Origin of the sequence: Methylobacterium sp. R2-1 (assembly GCF_014191355.1) — a bacterium.
Lineage (GTDB): Bacteria > Pseudomonadota > Alphaproteobacteria > Rhizobiales > Beijerinckiaceae > Methylobacterium.
The window spans coordinates 212,249-230,324 of sequence record NZ_JACHWM010000009.1 but is presented as its reverse complement, the minus strand read 5'-3'; the positions used below and the strand labels follow the sequence as shown (position 1 = coordinate 230,324).

The 18,076-nt window shown below is 61.6% G+C and carries 17 protein-coding genes and 4 pseudogenes; 14 read left to right on the top strand and 7 right to left on the bottom strand.

Annotated elements, in window-relative coordinates; genetic code table 11:
- The first annotated feature begins 98 nt into the window (after window positions 1–98).
- The 9 genes and pseudogenes from FHU13_RS14720 to FHU13_RS14680 all read left to right on the top strand — a co-directional run bounded on the left by FHU13_RS14720 (window position 99) and on the right by FHU13_RS14680 (window position 7,690).
- Complete coding sequence (locus FHU13_RS14720) at window positions 99–962, top strand: alpha/beta fold hydrolase (protein WP_183436612.1); 864 nt, start codon at window positions 99–101, stop codon at window positions 960–962.
- Between the two features lie 215 nt (window positions 963–1,177).
- Window positions 1,178–1,789, top strand: coding sequence for a cysteine hydrolase family protein (locus tag FHU13_RS14715; protein ID WP_183436611.1), 612 nt, complete (start codon window positions 1,178–1,180; stop codon window positions 1,787–1,789).
- Between the two features lie 83 nt (window positions 1,790–1,872).
- A complete protein-coding gene (locus FHU13_RS14710) occupies window positions 1,873–2,565 on the top strand; it encodes an SGNH/GDSL hydrolase family protein (RefSeq protein WP_312889591.1) in 693 nt (230 codons plus the stop codon).
- A gap of 52 nt (window positions 2,566–2,617) precedes the next feature.
- Window positions 2,618–2,929: a hypothetical protein gene (locus FHU13_RS14705; RefSeq protein ID WP_183436609.1), complete on the top strand. Its 312-nt coding sequence runs from the start codon at window positions 2,618–2,620 to the stop codon at window positions 2,927–2,929.
- A gap of 208 nt (window positions 2,930–3,137) precedes the next feature.
- A pseudogene (locus tag FHU13_RS14700) lies at window positions 3,138–3,869 on the top strand (SDR family oxidoreductase); the annotation flags it as partial.
- Window positions 3,870–4,015: 146 nt separating this feature from the next.
- On the top strand, window positions 4,016–4,279 hold the full coding sequence (locus FHU13_RS14695; protein WP_183436608.1) for a hypothetical protein: 264 nt from the start codon (window positions 4,016–4,018) through the stop codon (window positions 4,277–4,279).
- A 249-nt stretch (window positions 4,280–4,528) separates the two neighbouring features.
- Window positions 4,529–5,215 carry a hypothetical protein gene (locus tag FHU13_RS14690; protein WP_183436607.1) on the top strand — a complete coding sequence of 229 codons (687 nt, stop codon included), beginning with the start codon at window positions 4,529–4,531 and terminating at the stop codon, window positions 5,213–5,215.
- Window positions 5,169–5,402, top strand: coding sequence for a hypothetical protein (locus FHU13_RS14685; protein ID WP_183436606.1), 234 nt, complete (start codon window positions 5,169–5,171; stop codon window positions 5,400–5,402). Before FHU13_RS14690 ends, FHU13_RS14685 begins: the two co-directional genes overlap by 47 nt.
- An 89-nt stretch (window positions 5,403–5,491) precedes the next feature.
- Window positions 5,492–7,690: an ATP-dependent RecD-like DNA helicase gene (locus FHU13_RS14680; RefSeq protein ID WP_183436605.1), complete on the top strand. Its 2,199-nt coding sequence runs from the start codon at window positions 5,492–5,494 to the stop codon at window positions 7,688–7,690.
- 293 nt (window positions 7,691–7,983) lie between these two features.
- Here the strand turns inward: FHU13_RS14680 and FHU13_RS14675 are convergent, their stop codons facing one another.
- On the bottom strand, window positions 7,984–8,409 hold the full coding sequence (locus tag FHU13_RS14675) for an RNA polymerase sigma factor region1.1 domain-containing protein (RefSeq protein ID WP_183436604.1): 426 nt from the start codon (window positions 8,407–8,409) through the stop codon (window positions 7,984–7,986).
- Between the two features lie 436 nt (window positions 8,410–8,845).
- Complete coding sequence (locus tag FHU13_RS14670; RefSeq protein ID WP_183436603.1) at window positions 8,846–9,259, bottom strand: hypothetical protein; 414 nt, start codon at window positions 9,257–9,259, stop codon at window positions 8,846–8,848.
- Window positions 9,260–9,703: 444 nt separating this feature from the next.
- Here FHU13_RS14670 and FHU13_RS14665 point away from each other — a divergent pair, with 444 nt between their 5' ends.
- Together FHU13_RS14665 and FHU13_RS14660 are read left to right on the top strand one after the other, a co-directional pair.
- Window positions 9,704–10,024, top strand: a complete 321-nt coding sequence (locus tag FHU13_RS14665) for a hypothetical protein (RefSeq protein ID WP_183436602.1) — start codon at window positions 9,704–9,706, stop codon at window positions 10,022–10,024.
- A gap of 402 nt (window positions 10,025–10,426) precedes the next feature.
- Window positions 10,427–11,362 carry an alpha/beta fold hydrolase gene (locus tag FHU13_RS14660; RefSeq protein WP_183436601.1) on the top strand — a complete coding sequence of 312 codons (936 nt, stop codon included), beginning with the start codon at window positions 10,427–10,429 and terminating at the stop codon, window positions 11,360–11,362.
- Window positions 11,363–11,395: 33 nt separating this feature from the next.
- On the opposite strand, the gene FHU13_RS14655 is transcribed toward FHU13_RS14660, so the two are convergent.
- On the bottom strand, window positions 11,396–11,563 hold the full coding sequence (locus tag FHU13_RS14655) for a hypothetical protein (RefSeq protein WP_183436600.1): 168 nt from the start codon (window positions 11,561–11,563) through the stop codon (window positions 11,396–11,398).
- Window positions 11,564–11,686: 123 nt separating this feature from the next.
- On the opposite strand from FHU13_RS14655, the pseudogene FHU13_RS28390 reads away from it, so the two are divergent.
- A pseudogene (locus FHU13_RS28390) lies at window positions 11,687–12,046 on the top strand (histidine phosphatase family protein); the annotation flags it as partial.
- Between the two features lie 196 nt (window positions 12,047–12,242).
- On the opposite strand, the gene FHU13_RS14650 reads toward FHU13_RS28390, so the two are convergent.
- Complete coding sequence (locus FHU13_RS14650) at window positions 12,243–13,247, bottom strand: patatin-like phospholipase family protein (protein WP_183436599.1); 1,005 nt, start codon at window positions 13,245–13,247, stop codon at window positions 12,243–12,245.
- Window positions 13,248–14,700: 1,453 nt separating this feature from the next.
- A pseudogene (locus FHU13_RS27820) lies at window positions 14,701–15,354 on the bottom strand (DUF4268 domain-containing protein).
- Window positions 15,355–15,719: 365 nt separating this feature from the next.
- On the opposite strand from FHU13_RS27820, the pseudogene FHU13_RS14640 reads away from it, so the two are divergent.
- Window positions 15,720–15,914, top strand: a pseudogene (locus FHU13_RS14640) (integrase core domain-containing protein); the annotation flags it as partial.
- Between the two features lie 35 nt (window positions 15,915–15,949).
- On the opposite strand, the gene FHU13_RS14635 reads toward FHU13_RS14640, so the two are convergent.
- Together FHU13_RS14635 and FHU13_RS14630 are read right to left on the bottom strand one after the other, a co-directional pair.
- Window positions 15,950–16,156 carry a hypothetical protein gene (locus FHU13_RS14635; RefSeq protein WP_246714672.1) on the bottom strand — a complete coding sequence of 69 codons (207 nt, stop codon included), beginning with the start codon at window positions 16,154–16,156 and terminating at the stop codon, window positions 15,950–15,952.
- A gap of 128 nt (window positions 16,157–16,284) precedes the next feature.
- Window positions 16,285–17,223: a LysR family transcriptional regulator gene (locus FHU13_RS14630; RefSeq protein WP_183436598.1), complete on the bottom strand. Its 939-nt coding sequence runs from the start codon at window positions 17,221–17,223 to the stop codon at window positions 16,285–16,287.
- Window positions 17,224–17,391: 168 nt separating this feature from the next.
- On the opposite strand from FHU13_RS14630, the gene FHU13_RS14625 reads away from it, so the two are divergent.
- Window positions 17,392–18,006 (top strand): FMN-dependent NADH-azoreductase, encoded by a 615-nt coding sequence (locus FHU13_RS14625; RefSeq protein ID WP_183436597.1) that lies wholly within the window; start codon window positions 17,392–17,394, stop codon window positions 18,004–18,006.
- The last annotated feature ends 70 nt before the right edge of the window (window positions 18,007–18,076 follow it).

The following is an 18,076-nucleotide window of genomic DNA, read 5'->3' as shown; positions in this document are numbered from 1 at the left end:
AAACCTCTTCTGACTCAGACCACTAGGGCGTCCTAGGATCCAGCACTACGTCCGAGGCGTTTCCGGAAGGACCCAGCCTCAACGTTTGGAACGCGGCCATGGCGCTTCAAAGAGAGCCCAGCCTCTCCCTTGTTCGCCTCTCCGAGGTGACGCTCAACGTCGCTTCAGCTGGACCAAAGGATGGCACACTGACCATCCTCCTGCATGGGTTTCCGGAGTTCTGGTTTGGGTGGCGTCACCAGATCGATGCGCTTGCCGGGGCAGGATTGCACGTCGCCGCTCCCGACCAGCGCGGATACAACCTCAGCAGCAAGCCAGAAGGCATCGAGGCCTATCATCTCGATCGTGTGGCGGACGACGTCATCGCGCTTTCCGACAGCTACGGTGCGGGCACATTTGATGTGGTGGGGCATGACTGGGGCGGTATCGTCGGCTGGTGGTTAGCCGCGCGATCGCCAGATCGCGTGCGGCGCCTCGCAATCCTGAACGCACCTCATCCAGATGTGCTCGCCAGCTATGCGCGCCGCCACCCAACTCAGGCTCTACGGGTCTTCTACTTTGGAGCGTTCCAGGTGCCTTGGCTACCGGAGACAGGCCTGCGTGCCGCCAACTTCCTGGCCATGCGTCAGGCACTCCGTTTGACGAGCAGGGCCGGTACATTCAGCGATGCTGATCTCAAACGCTATCAGCAGGCTTGGGCACAGCCTGGTGCCCTCGAGGGGATGCTGAATTGGTATCGTGCTCTGCGGCTTAAGCACCGCTCGGAACTGAAGCCGATCCGTTCACCTACCTTGATCGTGTGGGGCAAGAAGGATCCGGCTCTCAGCCCGCATCTCGCGACCGAGAGCCTCAAGCTTTGCGATCAAGGGAAGATCGAATGGCTGCCGGGCGCTACCCACTGGCTGCACCACGAGGAGCCGCAGCACGTTAATAATGCGCTTATTAGCTTCCTGAGCCCGTGATCAGACATTCCCTGCGCTCCAACTTGGTCTAGGTGCTGGCCGAAAGGCCCGATGCGGTGGCAGCTTCTCGGAATATGACTGGTAATAATTTGCCAGTGAACGCGCCGGTGGTGCTCTGCGGCGGTAGCTTAACCCATGCGGGTCGCGGAACTCGCCTTCAGCCCGTCAGGTTCACTTAGCCCAGAGACAAAGAAACACATCAGGGCGGTCGGCACATGGCAGGCGATGACGAGCTTCGTTTCGGGCCACTCAGCCACAGCTGTGCGCATCTATGTATTGATATGCAACGGATGTTTGCTGAGCGAACCGACTGGTGCACACCCTGGATGGCGCGCGTTCTGCCGAAGGTCGTGCAGATCGTCGAGGCCCATCCGCGCGAAACCGTGTTCACCCGTTTCGTTCCTGCTCAGACCTCGGGGCAGGGAGAAGGCACGTGGAAGCGCTATTACGAGCGCTGGGCTTCCATGACGATCGAGCACTTGGGTGTTGACAAAATCGATCTGGTCCCAGAGCTTGCCCGCTTTGTCCCGCCAGCCGAGGTTGTGGACAAGAACGTCTACTCCCCTTGGCTAGACACAGATCTCCATGAACGTTTGCGCGTCCGGAGCATCGACACACTCGTAGTTACGGGTGGTGAAACCGACGTATGCGTTCTGAGTGCCGTATTAGGTGCTGTCGATCGCGGTTACCGCATCATCATCGTCACGGACGCGCTCTGTAGCTCTTCGGACGAGGCACATGACGCGATGCTCACCCTCTATCATAGCCGCTATGGCCAGCAGGTCGAGACGGTGACGACCGACACCCTACTTCGGAGCTGGGTGTAAGGGACCAGAACCGTAAGAGCTCGGAGACAAGGCCGATGCGTTCACCGGACTACCTTATCGGCCGTCGCAAGATCCTGGCGGCAATGGCCCTGACGCTCCCTTTTCCCTTACGGTCCCAGACGTGCACTTCAGGTGAGACAACCATGCCGCACGTTGTACTCCTCGGAGACTCAGTCTTTGATAACGCCACTTATGTAAGAGGCAGTCCTGATGTCGTGCAGCAGCTAAGGACAATGTTGTCTGAAGGCTCGCAGGCGACACTGCTGGCCGTCGATGGTCATGTGATCTCGGACGTGCCGCGCCAGCTGAGCCGGCTCCCCGGCAAAGCGACCCACCTCGTGGTGAGTGTGGGTGGCAATGATGCGCTGAGAGCCTCAGGCGTGATCGAGCGCCCCACTCGGTCGGTAGCTGAGGCGCTGCACCTGTTAGCTGAGGTACGAGAGCGCTTTCAGACCGCGTACAGCGCCATGCTGGACGCGGTCCAGGCGGCGGCACGCCCTACGGCACTCTGCACGATTTACGACCCGCGTTATCCGGATTCTCAGCGAAGGCGGCTGATCAAGACGGCCCTCGCGCTGCTCAACGACGTGATCACGCGCGAGGCCTTCACGCGGCGGCTCTCGCTGGTGGACCTACGCCTGCTGTGCAATGAAGACGCGGACTTCGCCAACCCCATCGAGCCGTCCGTGCAAGGTGGGCAGAAGATTGCCCAGGCTATCGCGGCTTTCCTTCATGCACGTCATGAGCTGCAAGGTACCAGAGTCTTTGCCAGATAGCGGCAGACCCACAGCCCCTCTCGCTAGCCTCGCCCGTCCCCATGGACCGCTGATGCAGAATCACTTGATCCAGATCCTCCTACCCCTCTCCGACAAAGACGGCCAAGCCTTCCCCGGCGTCGAGTACGAGGGCGTGCGATCGGAACTTACGAAGAAGTTTGGCGGGCTCACGGCTTTCACGCGTGGCCCCGCTGAGGGTTTTTGGACGGAGAAGGGTGGGACAGCGCACGACGACATCGTCGTGTTCGAGGTAATGACCGTCGAGCTTGATGAGGCGTGGTGGGCGAGCTACCGGCGCGTGTTGGAGGCGCGCTTCAGGCAAGACAGCATCATCATCCGCGCACAGCAAACGCGATTGCTCTGAACTTAAAGGACTGATCAGCCGCATCGATTCAGAGTGTAGCATTCTAGGCTGCTTTGACCGCTGGTGCTGAAGTCGACTTTAGGCGTCGGACTCATCCTGCTAGCCTGCGACTTCGATCCCGCATGCCTCTCGTCCGTGAGTCTAGCCGATTCCGGCAGGATTCTTGGGTACAACGTCGGCTGTAGATTCAAGAGCGCGTCGCGGCCATAGTAAGGCGATCATCACTGGCGGCGACAGTGGTATTGGTCGAGCGGTGGCTCTTGCCTTTGCCCGCGAGGGCGCCGACGTGCTGGTCAGCTACTACGACGAGCATGACGACGCGAAGGAGACCTGTCGCCTTGTGGAGGAAGCCGGACGCAAAGCGGTAGCAATGCCGGGCGACATCAAGGATCCCCGGCATTGCCGCAGGATCATAGACACGGCGGTGGCCGAGTTCGGGCAGGTCGACGTGCTGGTCAACAACGCCGCCCACCAGAAGACCTTTGCCAAACCCGAAGACATCTCAGACGAGGAGTGGGAGGTCACCTTCGCCACCAACATCCACGCGATGTTCTACCTAGTGAAGGCTGCCCTGCCGCACATGAAGGCCGGGGCTTCGATCATCAACACGACTTCCGTTCAGGCAGACTCGCCGAGCGCACCGCTCCTCGCCTACGCAGCCACGAAGGGAGCGATCCAGAATTTCACTGGTGGCCTCGCGCAGATGCTGGCTGAGCGCGACATCCGGGTGAACTGCGTTGCGCCAGGACCTATCAGGACGCCCCTGATCCCCTCCACGATGCCGATGGAGAAGGTGCGGACCTTCGGCTCGCAGGTGCCGATGCAGCGGCCCGGCCAGCCCTGCGAGCTCGCTCCGGTCTACGTCATGCTCGCGAGCCCGGAAGCGAGCTACGTCTCAGGTGCGACCATCGCAGTCACCGGCGCCCAACCTATCATCTGATCCTGTGATCTCCTGAGCTCTGACCTAGAAGCCTCAGGGGGCCCGTGATGGACGAGCATCGCCTCCTGCAGGATCTCACAAATCCGTTCCCGCCATAGTGACTGCTGCCCTGCGCCCGGCACCCGCTCGTATCGAAGTTACCACACATGGCGGACGAGGTAGGCCAGATCGTGCACGCGACGTTGCTCGACACGGACATGCGCCTTCGGTCAGCTCGCAGCGAGCGCGTCGCTCTGAGCGCCGCACGCGGCGACAAGAGCAAAGCTGACAGTGACAGCAATTGCCCTCGTCCACTCGGAGCGGCCCTCATCGGCTGGTTTGCTTTCGCTGAAATGTTCGGACGCGCTGACGCCTTTTCATTGGGTCAACCGAGCGCCGCCGCTTTCGTTCGGCATTCGGCGCAGGTGTGAGATCCGGTGCGCGCTGCTTTCCGGACAGTCTGCCCGCGGTCGATTGTTGTGCTTGGCTCTTATTCAGATGCCGGTGGACGGCCCCAGACGCTCTGAACCCTGAAAGTGCGCAGCGCCGGGCGGCAAGCGGAACCGGCAGGAGAAGCCGTCAGCCGTGCATTTGAACCGGCGTTGTCGGCGGCTGGTTGGCCCAGGGCCGGAGTTCGTCCGACCGAAGCCTTTCGCACCTCCCCCAAGCCCGGATGTTTCATGCCCGCTGCCATCACCTCGCATCGGCTGCGTAAAGCCCGGTCACTGCCACAGGATCCCGCTCTCGACAGCACGCTCGCCCTCATGGGCGAGGGTTACGGCTTCATCCCCAACCGTTGCCGGCGCTACGATTCCGACTTCTTCGCCGCGCGGCTCATGCTGAGCCCAGTGATCTGCATGTCGGGAGCCGAGGCCGCGCGCCACTTCTACGACGGTTACCGATTCACCCGCCGTCACGCCCTGCCGCCAACATCCTTCGCGCTGATCCAGGACCATGGCAGCGTCATGGTTATGGATGGCGAGGCCCATCGTGCGCGAAAGGCGATGTTCCTCTCTCTCATGGGCGCAGATGCGCTTCAGCGGCTGGCCGATCTTGCTGAGCGACATTGGCGTGATGCGGTGTTGCGCTGGGCGCAAATGGACGAGGTCGTGCTGCTCGACGAGGCGCATGTCGTCCTCACCGCCGCGATCTGCGAGTGGGTCGGGTTGCCACTCAGCTTGACCGAAGCAAAGGCGCACGCCAGCGAGTTCGCCGCGATGGTTGACGGCACCGGTGCGATCGGGCCTCGCAACTGGCGCGGACATCTCTTTCGCGCCCGCACGGAACGCTGGATGCGAGAAGTCATCTCCGAGATCCGGGGTGGGCGCCGTCGAACTCATCAATGTGCTGAGGCCAACGGTGGCTAATGCACGCTACATCGTCTTCTCCGCGATGGCGCTGCACGACCATCCGGACCGGCGTGCGGCCGTTGCGGACGGTAAAGAAGCGGCCGACCGCTTCACCTACGAAGTTCGCCGGTTCTTTCCGTTTATCCCCTTCATCGGCGGTCGCGTGCGGGAGCCGTTCACCTGGGGCAGGCGCGACGCTTCATAGATGTGTGGGAGTGGCGGAGCATACCCATATCGTCTTGGCTCGGCGGCCAGTAGCTTGCACTGTCTGCCTTCCTACGTTTTCGAATGCTCATGCCCATCGCGGCCGCGCTGAAGACAGCCCCCTCATCGGGCCCACAGAAGGAGACGCTCGCCGGCACGATCGAGCGGGTGACCTTCCACAATGCCGAGACGGGCTTCTGCGTCCTAAAAGTCCAGACGCGCGGCAAGCGTGACCTCGTGCCCGTCATCGGCCATGCACCGACTATCAGCGCGGGAGAGTGGATCACCGCCGTCGGCATTTGGTTCACCGACCGGCAGCACGGCCTGCAGTTCAAGGCCGATACCCTAAAGGTCACACCGCCGACCGGAGTTGAGGGTATCGAAAAGTATCTCGCCTCCGGCCACATGCGAGGCATCGGTCCGGCCATGGCCAAGCGCATCGTCGCGGCCTTTGGCGAAAACACCTTCGAAATCATCGAGGCCGAGCCCGACCGCCTGAAAGAAGTCGCAGGCATCGGTCCGATGCGCGCCGCCCGCATTGTCGCCGGCTGGGCCGAGCAGAAGGCAGTGCGGGAGATCATGCTGTTCCTCCACGCACACGGGGTCGGCACGGCGCGCGCGGTGCGCATCTTCAAGACTTACGGCCATGAGGCGATCAGCGTCATGACCGAGGATCCTTACCGGCTCGCCCGCGACATCCGCGGCATCGGCTTTAAGACGGCCGACGCTATCGCGATGAAGCTTGGGCTTACCAAAGACGCGCCGCAGAGGCTGCGGGCCGGCATCTCCTTCGCGCTGCAGACCGCGACCGATGAGGGTCACTGCGCTCTGCCGGTGGCCGATCTCGTCAAGCTGGCGACCGGGCTCCTCGACGTTGAGGCGCGGCTGATACGCTCCGCGCTCCTCGATGTGCTCGAGACCGGCGAGGTCGTGCAGGACATCATCAGCGACAAAGCCTGCATCTTCCTCTCCGGCCTGCACGCGGCCGAGCGCGTCATTGCTGAGCGGCTACTCCGGCGCAATCAGGGCAAGCCACCGTGGCAAGAGATCGAGCTTGCTAAGGCGCTGCCATGGGTCGAGGGCAAGACTGGTAAGTCGCTGTCACCCTCACAAGCTGAGGCCGTGCAGCTCGTGCTCGGCGCGAAGCTCGCAGTGATTACCGGTGGACCAGGCGTCGGCAAGACAAGCACGCTCGACACGATCCTGCGCATCCTGCGAGCGAAGGGCGTGCAGGTGCTGCTGGCGGCGCCAACTGGCCGGGCAGCTAAGCGCATGAGCGAGCAAACGGGTCTTGAGGCCAAGACGATCCACCGCCTCCTCGAGATTGACCCCAAGCACGGCGGCTTCTCACGAAACGAGGAGAACCCGCTCAGCTGCGACCTGCTCGTGATAGACGAGACCTCTATGGTCGACGTGCCGTTGATGAATGCGCTGACAAAGGCAGTGCCGGAGCGTGCGGCCGTGCTGCTCGTGGGCGATGTTGATCAGCTCCCTTCGGTAGGCCCGGGGCAGGTCCTGGCCGACATCATCGCCTCCGGACGCGTGCCGGTCGCGCGGCTCACAGAAGTATTCCGGCAGGCAGCAGAGAGTCGAATTGTCATCAACGCGCACAGCATCAACGCGGGCAGAATGCCCAAGCCTGCGCCGCGCGGTGAAGAGAGCGACTTCCATCTCATCGAGATCGATGAGCCGGAGGCTGGCGTCGCGAAGCTGATCGAGGTGGTGACCAAACGCATCCCTGCTCGCTTCGGCTTCGATCCAGTGCGCGACGTGCAGGTGCTGACGCCTATGCAGCGAGGAGTGCTGGGCGCACGCAACCTCAACCACGAACTTCAGGCGGTGCTGAATCCAAACCCGCGCACCTCGGTCGAGCGGTTCGGTTGGCGCTTCTCGCCCGGCGACCGGGTGATGGAGAGCCAGAACGACTACGACCGAGAAGTCTTCAACGGCGACCTCGGCACGGTGGACCGCCTCGATGAGGAGGAGGGAGCCGTGATCGTCTCCTTCGAGGGGCGTGAAGTGATCTACCCATTCGGGGAACTCGACACGCTTGTGCCAGCCTATGCCACAACGATCCATAAGTCTCAGGGCTCGGAATACCCAGCCGTCGTCATCCCCCTGACGACAGGACACTGGACCATGCTGGCTCGCAACCTTCTCTACACAGCGGTGACGCGCGGTAAGCGGTTGGTAGTGCTGATCGGGCAGCGCAAGGCGATTGGCATCGCGGTGCGCGGCGGCAACATGAAGCGGCGTTGGACGAAGCTCAGCGAGTGGATGAAGGCTTGAAGCGCCACACCGCCCACTTCATAGGCGTCGCGGTCGGATGCCATCGCGGGGGAGCGTGGCGGGACCTCCTCGCGGACCGCTAGCCATACTCGGATCGAGAGAGCGAAGTCCTAGAGTATCCGCCTGCCCGGCAAGGGAGTGCTTTCTGCGCCCGTGAACTTGGGCGAGTTGTCCTTGGCGCACCGAAGGCATTTCATCGCGCTGGGGAAGGGCAGCCAGTTCGGCTCCCGCTGGTTCTACAAGTCTCGTCGGAGACCAAGAAGGTCGACTCGAACAACCTCGCAAGCGTGGCTTCAGAAGATCAGAACAAGCACGACGGTCAGGATCAGGAAAGCCACGAGGCCGGAGAGGAGCACGATCTGATCGATCCCGGTCCTCTCGCCGGAAGCGCCGTCCCCGACAGGCGCTTGCGTTACCTTGGCTGCAGGCCGAGACGCCGTCAGCTCGCCCTCTGCGGCTGTCACGATCGGCGACGAAAGACCGGCGGCACCGGGCGGCAGTTCCGGCGTGGCAGGCAGGGGCCGATCCACTCGCGGGCCAAGCACGTCCGGCTCGACGCTGACGCCCGCCGCCTCCAACTCCAGTATCACCAGGACGAGAGCGTCCACATCCAGGCTGTCGACGGGTAAGGCCGCCTGTAACTCCTCGGCCGTCAGTTCCCCGCGCTCGCGACCGAGAACAATCAGTCGGTCGAGTGTTGCGCGATCGATTGTGCTCATCCTAACCCTTCATCGCACTCGTGCTGACGGTCGTAACGGCGGCGCCCCCCGCGGACCCTCCCGCATCCGCGGATACATTACCGGCGTTCGAGTGGCGCTATTGCTGCTCCCTGGCGCACTCGATTGCAGACGCCAACGACTACCTACGTCAGTAGAGAACGAGAGGACGGTTATAGAGTAGGGCCATCCGCCACTTTCAACCGGCTGGCCTGAATGGCTGCTCGAAACGCCCGGTGATCTTGCTCCGTCCGATCCGCGCAGGCGCCCGCCCACTCCGCGAACACCAGGCCTACAAGCTAACATCGCAGCTATGTATGCAGCCGCCGGGCCTATCCTCAACTCCTCAACATTCTTGGGCATCAACTCGGGCATGAAAATCATGGACCACGATCATCACACTCCGCAGATCTGCCGCAATCTCTCGAGTCTGCTGCCCCTAACAAAAATTGGCCAGCTCCTGAGCCAGCGTCTTCTCGATAGAGTGCACCACGTAATTATGGACGCTAATACCCTGGTCCGCCGCGACAGTCTCGATGCGCTGGGCCAAACAAACAGGCACCTGAACTGTAATACGTAGTTCGGATGAAGCGGCATCCGAAGCCGCCGCAGCAGAGCCAAAGACCTTCTCGATCATGTGAGGAGCATACTTCTCAACCATCTTCTTCGTCTGCTCAGCCGCCATGAGTGCCCAATCGGCCACCTCGCCGTCCGTGCCCACAACGACCTTGAAGAAGGAGCCGCCGGGCGTTTGATACAAGCCCCACCATGCGAGCGAGCAACCGTGACCTTCAGCGATAATCTCCGTAGCTGTGACGGTGTCACAGGTGATGCCGTTGATCGTGCGCTTCATCTCTTGCCTCGAACAAATGTGTCTCGTCGCCTCACGTCCCCGCCAGCGTTTCAGTTCAGACACTTTGCCAACCATGCAATTCGAGTTTTGTTCTATGTATGTGTCCGTCTCGGGCATCTCGGTCCCGGTTGCGGTTGTCATTGGCGGAGATGGTGTGGCCACACGTGGGATCGCACGCAACGTGCAGGAGGCAGCACGCGACACAGAGCGCGTGATGGGCAACATCAGGCACGTGCGTGAAGATGCGGGTCAAATCGCTTCCGCAGCTCCTCGGATCGTCAGCGCCGCCGACTAAGACCGTTATGGACCCGGCGCCGCCTTATTCGAAATAGTTCCCAGAAGGATCGGAATTATATTTTCTTCAGCGAAGCTTGTAGAGGTCGTGGTTGCCTCCATTGTCATTGCTGAGGTCTGTTGAAGAGAATTTGGAAAGGGATGCACGACATGGCAAACGCCAGCAAGCGCAGCATGGGCGCAGGCGCACAGGGCAAACACTCAGGGACTGGCGCAATGACCGAACTCCCGGAGGGCATTCTCCCAGAGAACATGGTGTTGAGTAACCGCGACAAGTCACAGCATAGCGATGAGCGTGGGCTTGATAGCAAGAACGTTCAAACTGAGCAGTATCACGATCACGCAGGCAACCGCCGGAACTTCAACGAACAAGCACGCTCTGCGGGCGATGAGAATACGAGCGGGCTTTCAGGTCCAATGACTGACATGTCGGGCGATGAGAGTGCTCTTACGAAGCAGCAGAGCAGCTGATACGGTTGCCAGTATTAGCGCGGCCGACGCTCATGGCGGTAGAGCAATAGGTCCTGTGTCGCGGGGCGCGGACTTACCCGCCGCAGGTCAGGTGGATATCTCAATCAACGGCGCCGAGCCGCTGGTCTATCGGCTGTCCGGCGTATGCACAACGTCATGATGCTTGAGCGGCCACGCCCTGCTGCACCCGACCCGATGCGAAGGCGTGAGCTTTGCGCGTGCTAGGTTTTCAGCGGCGAACGATCTGCTTATTGCGCCCTTTGGCTGCGGAGCAACATAGACGGGATCACCAGCGATCTCCCTGCCTTCCGGCTGCTCCATTCGGTAATCGCAACCGTGTCTCCGCGACGAAGACCGTCTGTGCACTCCCGTGTCGCTCTCGGAACTGTGGCGGCTGCAGCCATGGTCACCGGTCTCATCGTCCGTGCCCGGGCAAAACAGGCCGAGGACGCGCATCCGCCCTTGGGCCGTTTCGTCAAGGCCGACGGCGTGCGCCTTCACTATATTGAGTGCGGTGCCGGCGAGCCGCTGGTCATCTTCCACGGCAACGGGAGCATGGCGGAGGAATTCATCATCAGCGGCTTCGTCACCTTGGCCGCGCAGCATTTCCGCGTCATCGTGTTCGATCGTCCGGGCTACGGCTACAGCGAGCGCCCGCACAGCAAAGTCTGGACGCCAGCGGCGCAAGCCGACCTCTTGATCGGTGCTCTCGCTCAGATTGGTGTCGACCGAGTGATTGCCCTCGGCCATTCCTGGGGAGCTTCGGTTGCGATCGCAGCAGCCCTACGCCACCCAGAAGCCGTTCGCGGGCTGGTTCTGGAGAGTGGCTACTACTATCCGTCGCCCCGTGCCGACCTTGCCCTGTTCTCGATAGCGGCCCTCCCGTTGATCGGTGACGTGCTGCGCTACACGGCATATCCGCTGACAGCGCGGCTGCTGTGGCCGATCATGCGGCGCAACCTGTTCAGCCCAGCCGCCGTCGCTCCGTCGTTTGCACGATTTCCCTCATCGATGGCGATGCGTCCGTCGCAGCTTCACACGAGTGCGGCAGAGTCCGCCTTGATGGTTCCGAACGCGGCGGTGCTCCAAAGGCACTATCGTAAGCTGAGGATGCCTATCGCCATCATCGCCGGGATCGGTGACAGAATGGTCGATGTCGACGGTCAATCACGTCGCCTCCACGGCGAGGTGCTGCAGAGCAGCCTGCACCTTGTGGAGGAGTGTGGCCACATGGTTCATCACACTGCACCGCAGAGAGTGTTGGCCGGTCTCGAAGAAGTTCGTCGGGCTGCTTGCGAGGCGAGTGCCCGCCGAGAGCCGTCGCCCCAAGCGACGTAGGCAACTCGGCCCAAAGCCAGCCGGTCAGGTCATTCAGCGGCCCGGCTTGAAACGCAGGATGCAGGCCTCAATGCTGTAGCCGGCACACTCGAACCAGCCGATGAACCGCACTCCCTCCCGGTCGCGTGTCTGAAAGACCACGAGGTCTTTGCCGTCGGCGAGATGATCCTGGATCGCGCGATTGCCTCGCTCGAACACCATGTCGCCGACTTAGCCCTCACCGAGATAGCGGAACACGCCTCGGGCGACCAACAATTGGCGTAGCCATGCTGCTCGCCGCTCGAGCCGGTGAAGACGATGATGATGGGGTGCCGGGTTGGTGTGCACGGCGCGCTTGCCGGCTTGAACAAGACGGAGGCTCGTGCCCGGTTTGGCGTCGAGCAGGTCCGCTCCTGGCGGAAATCTTACGACGCGGTGCCGCCCAGCGGTGAGAGCTTGGCAATGACGGCAGCGCGCCTGTGACCGTTCTTCGAGCGTGCCATCGCACGTCGCGTTCGAAGTGGCGAATGCGTGCTCGTCGTTGCTCACGGAAACTCGCTACTATCCTTGCTCATGCGACTCGATCAAGTCGTTCCCGCAGACATCGAAGATGTCAACATTGGCACAGCGGAGATGCTCATCTACCGCAGCAACACAGATGATCGAACGCTCGTCCGGGCAGCTGCGATCGCTTGTTCTAGTTAGAAAGGAAGTCTTAAAAATCTGGTCGGCGCGCGTAGGGCTGCCATCTGTGCTCACCATCTCCCATTTCGAACCCTTGGCGGAGCTTGACGCCATAGCTTAGTAGATCAGATATTTAGTCGATCGCCAGACAAATTGCCTCTGAATTGTCCGCCGCAGGCCAATACGAACATTCCAGCTTGTCCCCTGGGGATGGGGCTCAACGGCTTGCGGCGTGAACAGCGAGGACTTCCTGGATTTCAGGAAGGAGCTTTTCCGTCGCTGCACGCCCCAGGCTGATCGTGTCCGCAGCTCGGTGAAACTCGAAGAGGCCGACCTCAGCAAGCCGGGGCGAGATCATCATGTCCGGTGGATCGCCAGCCAGCCTGGATCGGGCAATCCGGTCCTGAGCGATATTGAAGGCGTCGGTCAGGATCGAAGCAGGACGCCTGACGCGGATCGCTGGCCGCGCCTGGAGCGCCTCGGACATCCGGCGCCTTGTCTGCAGCCTTGACCACCAGCTTGTCGCCATCGGGACGGGCGACTGCGAAGTGCGATCGCATCCATGAGCTGGTATGACTGATCCCCGTGACCGTGGATCGCCATTCAGATTGACGCAGACTACGACGTCCGCTCCCAAGGCCCGCGCAAGCGTGACCGGGATCGGGTTCACCAGCGCACCGTCCATCAACACGCGCCCACCTGAGACAATCGGCTCAAAGATGCCGGGAAGCGCGTAGGAGGCGCGGATCGCGTCGACCAGTGAGCCCTGCGTCAGCCAGACCTCGTGCTCGGTCGCGATCTCCGTCGAGACGGCAGCGAAGCGCAGCCTTAGCTCATCGATTGTGAGAGGCCCGAGATCGCGCTCCAGCAACAGACGCAGTCGCTCGCCTCCGATGAGACCTGCGCCGGCCAGCTGGAAATCGAGCAGGCCGAGGATGCGCCGCTTCGTAAGAGAGCGGGCGAAACCCTCGACCGCGTCGAGCTTTCCTGCTGCGTGGCAGCCTCCGACAACGGCCCCAACAGAGCAGCCGGCGATGATATCGGGGACGACGCCCGCCTCTAGGAGCGCCTGCAGAACGCCGATATGCGCCCAGCCCCGCGCAGCACCCGAACCAAGAGCCAGACCGAGCTTCAGGGAGTCATGACCCTGCGCAAGGTCAGTGACGAAGTCCGGTGGCAGGACCGGAGGCGCAACATCGTCGCCAAGGCGTTCTTCGTCCATGTTCCAATCTGGAATGCCAGCCACGAGGACTGAGTGTAACGCACTGCCAAGCTGGTCCGCTCCACATCCCTGAACAAGCTTAAGCAGCCTGATCAAGGCGGATTGTCGAACACACCACATGCGTTGAGCGGGAGCTCTGCCGGACAAGCCAGTCGCAGTGCGGCACCCTCCTGCGAAGCATGGCTTGCCGCTTGAATCCCGCGGGGCGGGACTCTGGAGGCAGCGTTCGGTCAACGTGAGTGCGAAGTCCTAGACGATCCGGACCTGTGCCTTGGGAGTGCCTCCTGGGCTCAAGACGATCCTCACCGGATCCTTGGAGCACCGTCCTCGGCCCGGGCGATTCTCAACAAACGCGACCTGATCCGCACCTGACAAGGTGGCGAGATGTCGAGGTGGGGCCGCTGAACAGGACCCCGGGCGAGTTTCTTCGAATGCATTGACGGCGGTGACTGTGCCGGAGAAGCCGTGCGGGAGGTGGCTCGGCGCTTCCCCAAAAGCCTAGGCGCAGAGCGATAGTTACGAAGCAAACTGCAACCGCTCGTGCAATGGATTGAGGCTGCAGGCAAAGACGGCCATAATTGGACATGCAGCAATTCAATTAATATATATCAACCGAGGCGGCCCAGAAACAGTCAGGCTTTCCTGGCATGCGCAGACAGCTGACAAGTTGGTCATCCTTCAAGCCGATTTTCATAACGATAAATGGTTCACCCGCCTTGAAGGAAGAGGCGTAGCTTGATCCCTTATTAAGCCAGAGCATCCGAGCAGCTTTCAGGTCGCCCTGCTTGAGCAGAGCGCTTTAGTTTGCGGCGTCGTATGGAAACATAAAAACCATAATATCGTGGCTTGAGGTCTTCTGGTCGGGACCAGGCTCGGCTTTAAGCTTGGGCTTGCTGAAAGCTTGCGTGCTGATCGCGAAGATGACTGCGGCAAGTGCCGCGCAAGTGCGCTTCATAGTATGCTCCTCATTGGGTTATGCTCGGATCGACCTGCAACAAAGATACGATTGAGGCTTGGGTAAAGCCTTCTCTAATGGTCCGGCACTGCCCGGAAGCGGAATCCCGAAATTTCACTTCTGCGCATACGGTTTGCCTTCTCCCCTCATGCCACGGCGATGCCTCCATCAGGCGTCCCGTTAGGCCCGAGGAAGCCACAGGACGTTATGCGATTAGTCGACCAGCCGATTGCAAAGTGCCCTGGGTCGGAGGCTCACAACGATGATTTAAGTCCTAGCCCTCCTCAATGCGACGCTGAGGTTGTTGGCCGGCATGGCGATCTACTTGGCGAGGCGCAGACCGTGCTTGCTCGTGGCAGCGGACACCGCTTCAAGATCCCTCCTGCCCCAGTCCAGATGGAGATCCCGCAGTCGGAGCGCTCCAGCCATGTGTCAGCTTTCGCTCCGCTATGCGTCACGTTCTACTGAACGAAGATCCAACAGGACCAAAGTGCTGTCCTATATGCGTGCCAACCGGGTTCGAAGCGCAGCCTCGAGTTTGATCATTGCATCAATCATTTCGTCTTGAACGGCTTGCCGCGTCTCGGGCGTGCGGTAGCCTCCGGTCCCCATCGGATATCGGACTCTGCATGCGCGCTTACCTTCGAGTGGCTCCCAAGATAAGGGCTTGCCGATTTTCGCCTCTATCTCGTCACGTTGGCCATATAGATTAGCAAAGATTCTTTCATTTTCCGCAGCATCACGCACATCGATGTATAGCTCGGCCGATGCAGAGTGTCAGTTAACAACGTAATTGAAGCCTACTCCGGCCCGTCCACTTCCCGTTCCAATCCAATGATAGCTGCTGGGTGAAATCGTCGAAAAAAGTTTTGTTTTGCTCTTTGAACGCTCTAGCAACTCTTTCCAGAACTCTCGTCGCTCGTCGTAACGAGCTGCCTGTTCCTTCTTAACCTCGCCAACTTCCAGCTGGCTTTCGCTGAGTCTAGTAATAACAGTAAGCAACGGGGCAGGCTCTGAGCTGCCGATCCTTACAGCTTCAAGCTTGATGAGGTAAAACTCACAGAGTCCGCTTTCGTTCAGCCAGCTGACGGCGGTGACATGCTCAGGGCGTGGCTCCGAGACAATCCAGACTGCAACCTTCGCTCCGAACATCGACAAATAAGTAATGAGCTTTCCAAGATGGTCATGATCGGACCGCTCAAGTTGATTTTCGACTACGACCACTCTTCCATCGGCGTCCTCGGCAAGTATGTCGACATTGAAGCTCCCAGCAGCTTGCTCACGCTGCACATTTGAGAGCTCGATCCCAATAGCCTCAGTTAGGACATCGGGATTGTCGACGAGCCATCGCGTTAGGTCCAGAGCTTCATGAGCCCAAACCTGCCTCAGACTTACACGTTCTAGCCGACCTACCATCAAAATTCCCTTTTGAGCACCGTTCGAGTTGGCTGGATCAACGCGGTTGCGCCCTGATCCGGTGAGCGTGTGACTCAGAGTGCGTTTTGGACGCCGATCGGCGCACTAAGTGTCTGATCCAAAACGAAGCAGGTGGGTCCCTTTTGGAGGCTGATCACACACAGGTCGTGATTGGCCTATGGCAGAACACATACAATCGTGTCCGGCCGCATTCGTCGCTGGGCTACCGGCCGCCCGCGCCTGTCAGCTTCCCGGATCTGGCCTACCGGCTACCCATGGCCATTACCATGCAGTAGCCTCCCATCTGGCCCGGTCCAAAATACCGGTCAGGTCAGCTGACGCCTAGGGCGGCCGCATCGTTGATGGTCAAAGGGCCGTAGCGGTCGATGGCAGCGAGGAGTGGGAACTGCGCCGGCTGGATGCCCAGTCCCTCGTCGCGCAGGATCCTGGCGGCGTCTGCCTGGAAACGGTCGGCGAGGCGCTTGAGGCGGCTCCCCAGGAACAGAGGTCCTAGGTCATCGAGGATATCTGCGGCCATGTCGTCCTCCAGGAGGACAGTTACATAACCTGTTATGCGTCACACAAGATGCATGGCGGTCGTTGCGACCAAGCGGCTTCAGTCTACCCTCAGAGGAGGGACCGAAAGGGAACCACTGAGATCGCCAATCAACGAGGCTGCAGGACCGCTAACCTGCTCTCAGCGGGGCCATCGTCAAAGCGGGCTCGCAGGTCATCGAGGAGCCAGCGGCCCGCGTGGCCGAGCAGCCTACCACGCAGGTGCGCGGCATAGACGGTCAGGGGCCCGGCCCGGCCGGCCGGGTCGTCGTCGATGGCCAACGCCGTGAGCTGCCCGTCGGCGAGGTACGGCGCGACGAGGTGCTCGGGCATGCGGCACCAGCCCAGTCCGGCCAGGAGGAAGTCCAACCGGCGGGCGAGCTCGACGAAGCGCCAGAACCGCGTGCCGATCACGCCGTGGCAGGGACCATCCGGCGCGGAAGGATCGGAAAGCACCAGTTGGACGTGCTCCTCCAGGTCTGCGCGCGTTGCGGGGCGTCCGAGCTTCGCGAGCGCGTGCCCCGGTGCCACGACCGGTATGAGCCGTGCCCCGAGCAGCGGCAGGGCGGTCAGGTCCTCGGGCACGGACGGCAGCAGGATGCAGAAGGCGAGCGCAGCATCACCCCGACGCAGACGGCGCTCGGCGCCGCCCAGCCCTTCGGTCGAAAAGCTGACCGCCAAGTGCGGAAAGGCGTCGCGCAGCGCGCGCAGGCTCTCGATGAGCGGGGCCGTTGGGACCAGTGGGTCGATGGCGACCGTAAGCTCCGGTTCGACTCCCTCGCGCGTGCCCGCCGCCATGGCCTCGAACCGGCTTGCCCCCGAGAGAACTATGCGCGCCTGCCCAACGAGCGCGCGGCCGACCTCGGTCAAATGGGGGCGATGGCCGGAGCGGTCGAACAGCGTGACGCCCTGGATGCCCTCTAGCGTCGCCACGGTCTGGCTGATGGCCGATTGCGCGCGCTGCAGTCGTCTGCCGGCGGCCGAAAAGCTGCCCGTGTCCGCGATGGTGACCAGCACCCGAAGCTGGTCGAGCGTGAGGCTACCGATCATCCATCACCTCAGCCGATAGAGTTGATCGGTTTTTTATCGCTTCCGAGAAGAAGGTCCAGCCTTCAGTTTCCGGCTGACCCGTTCGCAAGTCCGGCGCCGTCTACCGCGACCACCTCGGCGCAGATCTTCTTCGAACCCCGCCTTGCTCCCGCAACAGAAAGCCCCCTCATGCCTAGCCTCCTCGTCGTCGAGACCAGCCCGCGCGGCGACTACTCGATCTCGCGAGCTCTCACCCGCCGCTTCGTCGACCGGTGGCAAGCCGCGCACCCGGACGGTTACGTGGTCGAGCGGGACCTCATGCAGACCGAGTTGCCGTTTGTGAACGCGCCCTGGCTCCAGGCTTACTTCACGCCGCCCGAGCGACATTCCGACGAAATGCGGGAAGTGCTGCGCCTGTCGGACGAACTCGCCGCCGAGCTGTTGGCGGCTGACCACATCGTAATCGCCACCCCGGTCTACAACTACAACGTCCCGGCCGCGCTGAAGTCCTGGGTCGACCACGTCGTGCGCAAGGGACTAACCCTGGGCAACGACGGCAAGGGCCTCGTACTCGGCAAGAAGGCGACAGTGCTGCTCGCCTCCGGCGGCGTCTACACAGCAGGCTCGCCGATCCGTGACCGGGATATCGCGACCCAGTACCTCCGCCTAATCCTCAGCGTCCTCGGCATCACGGACGTGAGCGTCATAGCCGCGGGCGGCGCGAAGGCCGTCGACTTAGGCGAGGTCGGACGCGAGGCGTTCCTCGACGAGCTGCAGGCCGAGATCGAGGTCCAGGCCGCCTGAGCCCGGTGGCCTTACTAGCGCGTCGCCTAGCGAGAGGATTCTGACACTTGGTACCTGCAGCGAACGTCCG

Coding starts and splice junctions, on each gene's coding strand:
- FHU13_RS14720 (WP_183436612.1), top strand. CDS start 99: ATGGCGCTTCAAAGAGAGCCCAGCCTCTCCCTTGTTCGCCTCTCCGAG.
- FHU13_RS14715 (WP_183436611.1), top strand. CDS start 1,178: ATGGCAGGCGATGACGAGCTTCGTTTCGGGCCACTCAGCCACAGCTGT.
- FHU13_RS14710 (WP_312889591.1), top strand. CDS start 1,873: ATGGCCCTGACGCTCCCTTTTCCCTTACGGTCCCAGACGTGCACTTCA.
- FHU13_RS14705 (WP_183436609.1), top strand. CDS start 2,618: ATGCAGAATCACTTGATCCAGATCCTCCTACCCCTCTCCGACAAAGAC.
- FHU13_RS14695 (WP_183436608.1), top strand. CDS start 4,016: ATGGCGGACGAGGTAGGCCAGATCGTGCACGCGACGTTGCTCGACACG.
- FHU13_RS14690 (WP_183436607.1), top strand. CDS start 4,529: ATGCCCGCTGCCATCACCTCGCATCGGCTGCGTAAAGCCCGGTCACTG.
- FHU13_RS14680 (WP_183436605.1), top strand. CDS start 5,492: ATGCCCATCGCGGCCGCGCTGAAGACAGCCCCCTCATCGGGCCCACAG.
- FHU13_RS14675 (WP_183436604.1), bottom strand. CDS start 8,409: ATGAGCACAATCGATCGCGCAACACTCGACCGACTGATTGTTCTCGGT.
- FHU13_RS14670 (WP_183436603.1), bottom strand. CDS start 9,259: ATGAAGCGCACGATCAACGGCATCACCTGTGACACCGTCACAGCTACG.
- FHU13_RS14665 (WP_183436602.1), top strand. CDS start 9,704: ATGGCAAACGCCAGCAAGCGCAGCATGGGCGCAGGCGCACAGGGCAAA.
- FHU13_RS14660 (WP_183436601.1), top strand. CDS start 10,427: ATGGTCACCGGTCTCATCGTCCGTGCCCGGGCAAAACAGGCCGAGGAC.
- FHU13_RS14655 (WP_183436600.1), bottom strand. CDS start 11,563: ATGGTGTTCGAGCGAGGCAATCGCGCGATCCAGGATCATCTCGCCGAC.
- FHU13_RS14650 (WP_183436599.1), bottom strand. CDS start 13,247: ATGGACGAAGAACGCCTTGGCGACGATGTTGCGCCTCCGGTCCTGCCA.
- FHU13_RS14635 (WP_246714672.1), bottom strand. CDS start 16,156: ATGGCCGCAGATATCCTCGATGACCTAGGACCTCTGTTCCTGGGGAGC.
- FHU13_RS14630 (WP_183436598.1), bottom strand. CDS start 17,223: ATGATCGGTAGCCTCACGCTCGACCAGCTTCGGGTGCTGGTCACCATC.
- FHU13_RS14625 (WP_183436597.1), top strand. CDS start 17,392: ATGCCTAGCCTCCTCGTCGTCGAGACCAGCCCGCGCGGCGACTACTCG.